Source organism: Streptomyces sp. SID486 (genome assembly GCF_009865385.1).
Classification (GTDB): domain Bacteria; phylum Actinomycetota; class Actinomycetes; order Streptomycetales; family Streptomycetaceae; genus Streptomyces.
This window is the reverse complement of the sequence record NZ_WWJT01000457.1, coordinates 1-9,426: the sequence shown is the minus strand read 5'-3', so window position 1 is coordinate 9,426 and position 9,426 is coordinate 1. Positions and strand designations below refer to the sequence as shown.

General features: G+C 71.0%; 10 protein-coding genes. 3 read left to right on the top strand and 7 right to left on the bottom strand.

Annotation, left to right across the window (positions count from 1 at the left end; genetic code table 11):
- Positions 1-1,224, top strand: a 1,224-nt coding sequence (locus GT045_RS21710; protein WP_161335148.1) for an AI-2E family transporter, incomplete at its 5' end; no start/stop codon positions are given.
- A gap of 143 nt (positions 1,225-1,367) precedes the next feature.
- Here GT045_RS21710 and GT045_RS21705 read toward each other — a convergent pair.
- Positions 1,368-1,901, bottom strand: a complete 534-nt coding sequence (locus tag GT045_RS21705; protein ID WP_161294271.1) for an alkyl hydroperoxide reductase — start codon at positions 1,899-1,901, stop codon at positions 1,368-1,370.
- 3 nt (positions 1,902-1,904) lie between these two features.
- On the bottom strand, positions 1,905-2,459 hold the full coding sequence (locus tag GT045_RS21700; RefSeq protein WP_161294273.1) for a peroxiredoxin: 555 nt from the start codon (positions 2,457-2,459) through the stop codon (positions 1,905-1,907).
- Between the two features lie 139 nt (positions 2,460-2,598).
- Here GT045_RS21700 and GT045_RS21695 point away from each other — a divergent pair, with 139 nt between their 5' ends.
- Positions 2,599-3,546: a LysR substrate-binding domain-containing protein gene (locus GT045_RS21695; protein ID WP_161294275.1), complete on the top strand. Its 948-nt coding sequence runs from the start codon at positions 2,599-2,601 to the stop codon at positions 3,544-3,546.
- 101 nt (positions 3,547-3,647) lie between these two features.
- On the opposite strand, the gene GT045_RS21690 is transcribed toward GT045_RS21695, so the two are convergent.
- The 5 genes from GT045_RS21690 to GT045_RS21670 form a co-directional block, all read right to left on the bottom strand.
- Complete coding sequence (locus GT045_RS21690) at positions 3,648-5,999, bottom strand: FtsX-like permease family protein (protein ID WP_161294277.1); 2,352 nt, start codon at positions 5,997-5,999, stop codon at positions 3,648-3,650.
- Positions 5,996-6,685: an ABC transporter ATP-binding protein gene (locus GT045_RS21685; RefSeq protein ID WP_161294279.1), complete on the bottom strand. Its 690-nt coding sequence runs from the start codon at positions 6,683-6,685 to the stop codon at positions 5,996-5,998. Before GT045_RS21685 ends, GT045_RS21690 begins: the two co-directional genes overlap by 4 nt.
- Entirely contained in the window at positions 6,682-7,206 is a 525-nt protein-coding gene (locus tag GT045_RS21680; protein ID WP_161294281.1) for a PadR family transcriptional regulator, read from the bottom strand. The genes GT045_RS21685 and GT045_RS21680 overlap by 4 nt, the downstream gene beginning before the upstream one ends.
- A gap of 145 nt (positions 7,207-7,351) precedes the next feature.
- Complete coding sequence (locus tag GT045_RS21675) at positions 7,352-7,603, bottom strand: hypothetical protein (RefSeq protein ID WP_161294283.1); 252 nt, start codon at positions 7,601-7,603, stop codon at positions 7,352-7,354.
- Complete coding sequence (locus GT045_RS21670; RefSeq protein WP_161294285.1) at positions 7,600-8,535, bottom strand: SPFH domain-containing protein; 936 nt, start codon at positions 8,533-8,535, stop codon at positions 7,600-7,602. The genes GT045_RS21675 and GT045_RS21670 overlap by 4 nt, the downstream gene beginning before the upstream one ends.
- A 214-nt stretch (positions 8,536-8,749) precedes the next feature.
- On the opposite strand from GT045_RS21670, the gene GT045_RS21665 reads away from it, so the two are divergent.
- Positions 8,750-9,426 (top strand): biosynthetic peptidoglycan transglycosylase (locus GT045_RS21665; RefSeq protein ID WP_161335147.1); only part of this gene is annotated, 677 nt, incomplete at its 3' end.

Here is a 9,426-nt window from a genome sequence, read left to right as displayed (position 1 = left end):
GTCCGCCGGCCCGCGCCGCCGGCCGGCCCGCGCCCCGATCCCGCCGCGGTCGTGCCCTGGGGTGTCCGGGTGGCCGCCGAGGCGGGCTGGCGGCTGCTGGTGCTGGCCGGCACCGTCTGGGTGCTGATGCGGGTGATCAGCGCCGTCCAACTGGTGGTGTTCGCCTTCGTCATCGCCCTGCTGGTCACCGCCCTGCTCCAGCCGACGGTCGCCCGCCTCACCCGGCGCGGGGTGCCGCGCGGCCTGGCCACCGCGCTGACCGCGATCAGCGGCTTCGTGGTCATCGGCCTCATGGGCTGGTTCGTGACCTGGCAGGTCATGGAGAACATCGACACGCTCTCCACCCAGATCCAGAGCGGCATCGACGACCTGCGCAACTGGCTGCTGAAGAGCCCCTTCCACGTCACCGACAAACAGATCAACCAGATCGCCCAGAACCTCCGCGAGGCGATCGGCGCCAACGCCGACCAGATAACGTCCGCGGGCCTGGAGGGCGTCCAGGTCATCGTCGAGGCCCTCACCGGCATCCTGCTGGTGTTCTTCTCGACGCTGTTCCTGCTCTACGACGGCAAGCGCATCTGGGAGTGGTTCCTGAAGCTGGTGCCCGCCGCGGCCCGTCCGGGCGTGTCCGGTGCCGGCCCGCGTGCCTGGCGCACCCTGACCGCCTACGTCCGCGGCACGGTCCTGGTCGCCCTCATCGACGCCATCTTCATCGGCATCGGCATCTACTTCCTCGACGTGCCGATGGCCGTGCCGCTCGCCGTGTTCATCTTCCTGTTCTCCTTCATCCCGCTGGTCGGCGCGGTCGCCTCCGGCGCGCTCGCGGTGATCGTGGCGCTGGTCACCCAGGGTGTGTTCGCGGCCGTGATGACGCTGGCCGTGGTCCTCGCGGTCCAGCAGATCGAGGGGCACGTGCTGCAGCCGTTCATCCTCGGCCGCGCGGTCCGGGTCCACCCGCTGGCGGTCGTCCTGACCGTGGCCGCCGGCGGCATGGTGGCCGGCATCGGCGGCGCGGTGGTGGCCGTACCGCTGGTGGCGGTGACGAACACGGTGGTCGGGTATCTGCGGCAGTACTCGTTGGAGATGCAGCAGCAGGACGCCGCCGGGGCCGAGGCTGAGGACGCGCCGGTGGTGCACGAGACCCAGGACGCGCCGGTGGTGCAGGCGACCCAGGGCGCGCCGGTGGTGCAGGAGGCCGCGGAAGCCCCCGCCCGCCCCGAGTGAGACGACGAGCCCCCGCCGCCCCGAGTGAGGCGACCTAGACCCCGCCCACCCGGAGTGAGGCGACCTGGACGCCGGCCACCCGGAGTGAGACGACGAAGACCCCGCCCACCGTCGGTGAGCGGGGTCTTCCCGGTGTGTGTGGCCTACTCGGCCAGCACGGCCTCGGCGTCCAGGGTGACGCCGACCGCCTGCACCACGGAGGCGATCTTGAACGCCTCCTGGACGGTCTCGCGCTCCACGCCGGCCTTGCGCAGCACCTGCTCGTGCGAGTCCAGGCACATCCCGCAGCCGTTGATCGCGGAGACCGCGAACGACCACAGCTCGAAGTCGACCTTCTCCACGCCTGGGTTGCCGATGACGTTCATCCGCAGACCCGCGCGCAGGGTGCCGTACTCGTGGTCGGACAGCAGGTGCCGGGTGCGGTAGAAGACGTTGTTCATCGCCATCACCGCGGCGGCGGCCTTGGCGGCCGTGTACGCCTCCGGCGTCAGGTTCGCCTTCGCCTCCGGCTCCAGCTCACGCAGGACGATCGGGGAACGGGAGGCGATGGCGGTCGCCAGCACCGTGCCCCACAGCTGCTGCGCCGGCAGGTCGGAGTTGCCGATGACCGAGCCCAGGTTGAGCTTCAGGTCCTTGGCGTAGTCCGGAACGAGGGACTTCAGGGAGTCGAGCGACATGGGTCACTCACCGGCCAGCAGCGCGACCGGGTCCAGGGTCTCCTCGCCCTTGCTCCAGTTGCAGGGGCACAGCTCGTCGGTCTGCAGGGCGTCGAGGACCCGCAGGACCTCCTTGGGGTTACGGCCCACGGAACCGGCGGTGACCATGGTGAACTGGATCTCGCGGTTCGGGTCGACGATGAAGACGGCGCGCTGCGCGAAGCCGTCCTCGCCCTCGATGCCGAGGTCGCGCATCAGCTCGTGCTTGGAGTCGGCCAGCATCGGGAACGGCAGGTCGGTCAGGTCCGGGTGGTCCTTGCGCCAGGCGTGGTGGACGAACTCGGAGTCACCGGAGAAGCCGAGGATCTGGGCGTCGCGGTCGGCGAACTCGTCGTTCAGCTTCCCGAACGCGGCGATCTCGGTCGGGCACACGAACGTGAAGTCCTTCGGCCAGGCGAAGACCACGAGCCACTTGCCCTCGTAGGACTTGTGGTGGATCTGCTCGAACTCCTTGCCCTTCTCCAGCGAGACGCAGGCGGTCAGTTCGAACTCGGGGAACTTGTCACCGACAGTGAGCACACGCTCTCCTTGCAGCGAAGAAACTTCCCTTTTGGGGTGTTTCCCTTTGGGTTGGACTCCGTCGATGTTGGCACAGGGTGCATTGATTAGTGAAATAGCTACACTCGGTCGTGTTGATCGGAGGTGGTTATCAGTGACCATGGGTAACGGGAAGCGCAGGCAGCCGAGCCTGGCGCAGCTGCGGGCGTTCGCCGCCGTGGCCGAGCACCTGCACTTCCGGGACGCGGCGGCGGCCATCGGGATGAGCCAGCCCGCCCTGTCCGGCGCGGTCTCGGCACTGGAGGAGACCCTCGGGGTGACCCTCCTCGAGCGTACGACGCGCAAGGTACTGCTCTCGCCCGCGGGGGAGCGGCTGGCCGTGCGGGCCAAGGCGGTGCTGGACGCGGTCGGCGCGCTGCTGGAGGAGGCCGAGGCGGTCCGGGCGCCCTTCACCGGCGTGCTGCGGCTCGGGGTGATCCCCACCGTGGCGCCGTACCTGCTGCCGGCGGTGCTGCGGCTCGTCCACGAGCGCTATCCGCACCTCGACCTCCAGGTGCACGAGGAGCAGACCGCCAACCTGGTCGACGGCCTGAACTCCGGCCGGCTCGACCTGCTGTTGCTCGCGGTACCGCTCGGCGTGCCCGGGGTCGCCGAACTTCCCCTGTTCGACGAGGACTTCGTGCTCGTCACCCCGCTCGACCACTGGCTCGGCGGCCGGGAGGGCATCCCGCGCGAGGCGCTGCGGGAGCTGAACCTGCTGCTCCTGGACGAGGGGCACTGCCTGCGCGACCAGGCCCTCGACATCTGCCGGGAGGCCGGCCGGGCGGACGCGCCGGTCACCACCACGGCCGCCGGACTGTCGACACTGGTGCAGCTCGTCGCGGGCGGCCTCGGCTGCACCCTGCTCCCGCGCACCGCCCTGAAGCTGGAGACGACCCGCAGCACCCAGCTGCTGACCGGCTACTTCGCCGATCCCGCGCCGAGCCGCCGGGTCGCCTTCGCCATGCGTGCCGGTGCCGCGCGGGCCGCCGAGTACGAGGAACTCGCGGCGGCCCTGCGGGGGGCGTTGCGCGCCCTGCCGGTGCGGGTGCTGGAGGGCGCCGCGTAGCGCTCCGGGGAAACAGGTCCCCGGAGCGCTGCGCGGCAGCCGGCCGGCGGGGCGTGCTCGCACGGTTCCCCGCGCCCCTCCGGGGCGTCGGCCTGTTCCGTCTATTCCGTGCGCAGGCCCTCCGGTCGCATCATCCGCAGCAGCGGCGGCAGGCTCAGCAGGGTGACCGCGAGGACCACGGCGGCGCCGATGCCGGTCATCGTCAGCACGCTCGGCCAGTCGACGCTCACCGTGGCGCCGACCATCTTCAGCAGCACCGCGCCCAGCGTCAGTCCCACCGTCAGGGCCAGGGTCAGGCCGAGCGCGATCGGGATCGCCGTCTGCCACAGCACCGACAGGCTCAGCGTGCGCCGCCGGGTGCCGAAGGCCACCAGCGCCGACAGCAGCTTCTTGCGCTCGCGCAACTGCTCCAGCTGGGAGACCAGCAGGCTCACGCCGATCAGCGCCAGGACACACGTGGCGCCCACGAGCAGACCGGTCCGGATGGAGGTGAACTTCTTGGAGCGCTCGGTGGGCGCCCACACCACGGTGTCCGCCATCGGGTCGATCCGGGCCGCGGTGTTGCGCACGTACTCGTGCACGTCCGGTACCGACTCGTCGAGCGAGAGGTACACCTGACCGCTGATCAGCGGGTGCATCCGGTGGGGCACGGCGGCCGGGGTCATCAGCAGACCCGGGCCCGTGTTCCCGTTCGGGTCCTTGATCGCGCGGACCTGCTTCATGCGGTTCGGCAGGCGCCAGCGGAAGTCCCGGCCCGCGGAGAATCCGGTGCCCGTGTCGAAGTGGAGCTCGCGGCCGGGCCTGGCCAGCCTGGCGGTGTCGGTGTCCATGCTCTTGTCACCGCCCCTGGCCACGAAGACGTCACCGTCGCGGCAGGACGGCAGCGCCGCGACCTTGCGCAGGGCGGCGCAGTCGCCGACCGTGACGCCCGTCTGCGTGCCGGGCCCCGACTCGGTGTTGAAGCTGCCGTCGCCCACCTGGAGGCCGCCCAGCGCGGTGACCTCGCGGACGCCCTTGGTGGCGGCGAACTTCGCGGCGGCCGCCACGAACGCGTCGCCCCGCGGCATCTGCACCTGCATCTGCGTCTCGTCGACGTCCTGGCCGGTGGCCTTGGTGTAGTCGCCCTGGACGCCCGCGAACAGCATCTGGAGGGCGATCGCCCCCGCCACCGCGACCGCGATGCCGTTGACCATGCGGGCCGCCGACCCGCTGCTCAGCTGGAGCCGGCGCACCGCCAGTTGCCAGGCCAGACCGCCCGAGTTCAGCCGGGCCACCGCGGCCTCGACGACCCAGGGCAGCAGTGTGGTCACGCCGACGAGCAGCAGCAGGACGCCGCCGATCACCAGGTACTGGTTGAAGTCGCCGTTCGACCGGCCCTGGCCGATCATCGGGGCGAGCATGGCGAGACCGCCCAGCGGCAGCAGCAGCCGCCACCACAGCCGGCGCCTCGCGGGTTTGGCCGTGCGCACCACACCGAGCGGTTCGATGACGACTCCGCGCAGCGCGAACAGGGTGACCAGCACCGCCGCCGTCGGTACGGCGAGCGCGACCAGCACCGCCAGTGCGGGCGAGGGGTTGAGGTAGCTGGGGAACACGCTGATGCCGAGGATGTCGACGGACCCCGCGAGCTGCCGGCCCAGCAGGAAGAAGACCGCTCCGAGGACCAGTCCGACGAGGGAACCCGCGAGCGCCTCGCCCGCCGCGATCCGCCGGGTCATGCGGCTGTCGGAGCCGACCAGGCGCAGCGCCGCCAGCCGGCGGTCGCGCCGCTCACCGCCGAACCGCACGGCAGCCGCGATGAACACGGCGACCGGCATCAGCAGCACCACGAAGACGACCAGCACCAGCAGCAGCAGCACCGGGTCGAGACGGTTCGACGTGCTCGCCTGCGGACGCCCGAACGCCTTGATCCGGGCCGTCTGCCAGCCGTTGAGACGCGATGCCAGGTCCTTCGCGCCGGCGTAGTAGGCGAGTTCGTGCGAGCCGATCAGACCGCGTTCACCGATGGTCCCGGCGATCCGGTACGGCAGCCGCTCGCGCAGCAGCCTCCCGTCGTCGGAGTCCAGCAGCCGCTTCAGGGCGGGGGAGACGACCATGTCGCCGGGCGCCGGGTACGCGGAGAGCCCCGGTGCGACCGGTGCGCGCGGCCCCTCGGGCTCCACCAGCCGGCCGCGGATGTCGGAGCCGTGGTAGGAGTCGTCGACGTCCGAGATCAGCAGCGTGTCGGCGGCCTTCGGACGGTGTGTCTGGTCGTAGGTGTAGTCGAGGCGGGCCTCGTCACGCTGGTGCCGTACGGCCATCGCGTTCGGGATCGCGGTCGTCAGCAGCAGCAGGGCCACGCCCAGGCCGACGCCGACGGCCGTCAGCAGCACCCGGACCCAGCCCTCGCGTCCGCCGGTGAAGGCGAACCGGGTGCCCAGACCCAGGTCCCTGGACCATTGGCGCAGGCTCATACGGCCCGCTCCATGTCCCGGGACCTGCCGTCGCGCACGACGATCTCGCGGTCGGAGTAGGCGGCGACCCGTGCCTCGTGCGTGACCAGGACGACGGCCGCGTTGGTGGAGCGGGCGGCGTCGGTCAGCAGTTCCATCACGCGCTCGCCGTTGAGGGAGTCGAGCGCGCCGGTCGGTTCGTCGGCGAACACCACCCGCGGGCTGGTGACGAGGGCCCGCGCCACCGCGACCCGCTGGCCCTGGCCGCCGGAGACCTCGCCGGGCCGCTTGTCCTTGAGGCCGTCCACCTCCAGACGCTCCATCCAGTCCAGCGCGGTCCGCTCGGCCTTCCTGCGGGAGGTGCCGTTCAGCCGGAGCGGCAGGGCGACGTTCTCCACACAGGTCAGCTCCGGGACCAGCCGGCCGAACTGGAAGACGAACCCGAAGTCGCTGCGGCGCAGCGCGCTGCGGTGGGTGTCGCTCATGCCGGCCAGTTCACGGCCGCCGTACACGATGGACCCGGAGTCGGGCGGCACGATGCCGGCGAGGCAGTGCAGCAGCGTCGACTTCCCGGAGCCGGAGGGGCCCATCACGGCGACGACCTCACCGGCGTGGATGGAGAACTCGGCGCCGTCGAGCGCGACCGTGGGGCCGTAGGCCTTGCGCAGGTCCTGCGCGGACAGCAGGGAACCGGGGGGAGGAGTCACTTGGCCACCGCCTCACGGAGCTTGTCGAGGCGGGCCGCGGTCAGCTCCAGCCAGCGCAGGTCCGCCTCCAGATGGAACAGGGCGTGGTCGCAGATCAGCTGGTCCGCGAGGTCGCCCTTGCGCTTGCGGTCGGTCAGGATGCGCATGCTGCGCAGGTGCTCGGCCCGCTGGGTGTCGAGGATGTCGGCCGCGTCGCGGTGGGTGAGGAGGGCGAGGACGACCTTGGTGTAGAGGGCCGACTGGAGGTACTCCTCCGGCTTCTCCGGGGTGGCGAGCCAGCGCTCGACGTCGGTGATGCCGGCGTCGGTGATCGCGTACCGCTTGCGCTCGGGGCCGCCGCCCGCCTCGATCCCGTCGACTTCCACGAGCCCGTGCTTCAGCAGCCGGGACATCGTGGAGTAGACCTGGCCGTAGTGCAGCGGCCGGTCGTGACCGAACTTCTCGTCGAAGGCCCGCTTGAGGTCGTAGCCGTGGCGCGGGCCGGACTCCAGGAGCCCTAGGAGGGTGTGACCGATGGACATGCCAGCACTCTACACACGGTGTATACGCGCCATGTAGACGCCGAGTGTGCAGATCATGGCGGGCGGTACTGCCGCGCAGGTGGCGCGGCATTGTCATGGTTCGGTAACGACGGCCGGCCCCGGCCCGCGAGGGGGCCGGGGCCGGTCAGTCCGACGCGGGGTCGGCGGGGGAGCCGCCCGGGGGCCGTCCCCGGCGCGGCAGCGGGCCGGTCTCCCGGGGCAGCCGCCCCTCCTCCGCAAGGGCCCTGCGCAGCAGGAACTCGATCTGCGCGTTGGCCGACCGCAGTTCGTCCCCGGCCCACCGGGCCAGAGCCTCGTAGACCGACGGGTCCAGCCGCAGCAGCACCTGCTTGCGCTGCTGCGGCCGGCGCCGCGGCGGCTGGACGGGGTCCGTCACTGGTAGAGGGTTCCGGTGTTGAGGACCGGCTGCGGGGCGCGGTCCCCGCACAGGACCACCATCAGGTTCGACACCATCGCCGCCTTCCGCTCCTCGTCCAGTTCCACGATGTCCGCCTCCGCGATCCGGGCGAGCGCCGCCTCGACCATGCCCACGGCGCCGTCCACGATCTGCCGCCGGGCCGCGACGACCGCCCCCGCCTGCTGTCGCTGCAGCATCGCCGAGGCGATCTCGGGAGCGTACGCGAGATGCGTGAAGCGCGACTCGATGACCCGCACGCCGGCCGCCTCCACCCGCGCCTGCAGCTCGACGGCCAGCTTCTCGGTGATCTCCTCGGCGTTGCCGCGCAGCGACAGGCCGTCCTCCTCGTGCGCGTCGTACGGGTACTCGATGGCGATGTGCCGCACGGCCGTCTCGGTCTGGGTGGCGACGAACTCGGCGAAGTCGTCCACCTCGAACGTGGCCTGCGCGGTGTCCTGGACCTTCCACACCACGACCGCGGCCAGCTCGATCGGGTTGCCGTAGGCGTCGTTGACCTTCAGGACGGCCGTCTCGTGGTTGCGCACCCGGGTGGAGATCCGGGTCCGGGAGGTGAAGGGGTTCACCCAGCGCAGGCCGTCCTGCCGGATCGTGCCCCGGTAGCGCCCGAAGAGCTGGACGACCCGGGCCTCGCCCGGTGCGACCGTGTTCAGGCCGCGCATCGCGATCAGGGCGGCGAGCAGGACGACGACACCGGCGACGACGAGGCCGGCCTTGGCCCCGCCCCCGGTGACCGCCCCGGCGGCGGCGAACAGGGCGGCGGCGCCGCCGAGCCCGATCAGCCCGAGCAGCAGCGCGAGGCCGCCGCCGATGCTGTGGGCGGTGAACTCCCGCACCCGCGGGGCGGGCATCTCGGGTACGTCGGCGGTGGCGGCCGGCTCGGATGTGGACACAGGGGACCCCCGGTTCTCGAAGCGCTTGCTCGGTTCTAGCCAAATGATATCACTTTAATCCGACAAGCAACCTTGCGCCAGTGCCAGCCGTCGGTTCCGGTGGGGCGGGTGCTGATTGTCACGTCCGTAAAAGAGCGGATCGGACGCCCTTTGTCATATAGACGGGTGTTAGCTTTCGGAGCTGACCCCGAGACGGAAGCGAGCGTAGGGACCCATGGGACGAGCGGAAGAGAGACGAGCGCGACAGCGCGGCGGCCACCGCGCGGCGTCCAGGCGCCGCCGCTCCGCCCCCGAGGCCGGCAGCGCACCGACCGCCGGCGGCAAGGCCGCGGGCGGCAAGCCCCCCAAGAGCCTGCTGCGCCGGATATTCGGCTGGAAGAAGATCCTCGGGACCTTCTTCGGCGTGTGCCTACTGGGCATCCTGGGCTTCATCGGCCTCTACCTGTACGTGGACGTCCCCGAGGGCAACGCCGCCGCCCAGCGGCAGAGCAACATCTACAAGTTCAGCGACGGGACGATCCTGGCCCGCGACGGCAAGGTCAACCGGGAGATCGTCGACCTGTCCAAGGTGCCCCGCAAGGTCCAGCTGACCTTCGTCGCCGCAGAGAACAAGAGCTTCTACCACGACTCCGGCGTCGACTTCAAAGGCACGGCCCGAGGCATCCTCAACACGCTCGCCGGCAAGGGCAAGCAGGGTGGTTCGACCATCACCCAGCAGTACGTCAAGAACTACTACCTCAACCAGGACCAGACCGTCACGCGCAAGCTGAAGGAGCTGGTCATCTCGTTGAAGGTGGACCGCGAGAAGTCCAAGGACGACATCCTCGCCGGCTACATCAACACCAGCTACTACGGCCGCAACGCCTACGGCATCCAGGCCGCCGCCCAGGC

Coding starts and splice junctions, on each gene's coding strand:
- GT045_RS21705 (WP_161294271.1), bottom strand. CDS start 1,901: ATGTCGCTCGACTCCCTGAAGTCCCTCGTTCCGGACTACGCCAAGGAC.
- GT045_RS21695 (WP_161294275.1), top strand. CDS start 2,599: ATGGGTAACGGGAAGCGCAGGCAGCCGAGCCTGGCGCAGCTGCGGGCG.
- GT045_RS21690 (WP_161294277.1), bottom strand. CDS start 5,999: ATGAGCCTGCGCCAATGGTCCAGGGACCTGGGTCTGGGCACCCGGTTC.
- GT045_RS21680 (WP_161294281.1), bottom strand. CDS start 7,206: ATGTCCATCGGTCACACCCTCCTAGGGCTCCTGGAGTCCGGCCCGCGC.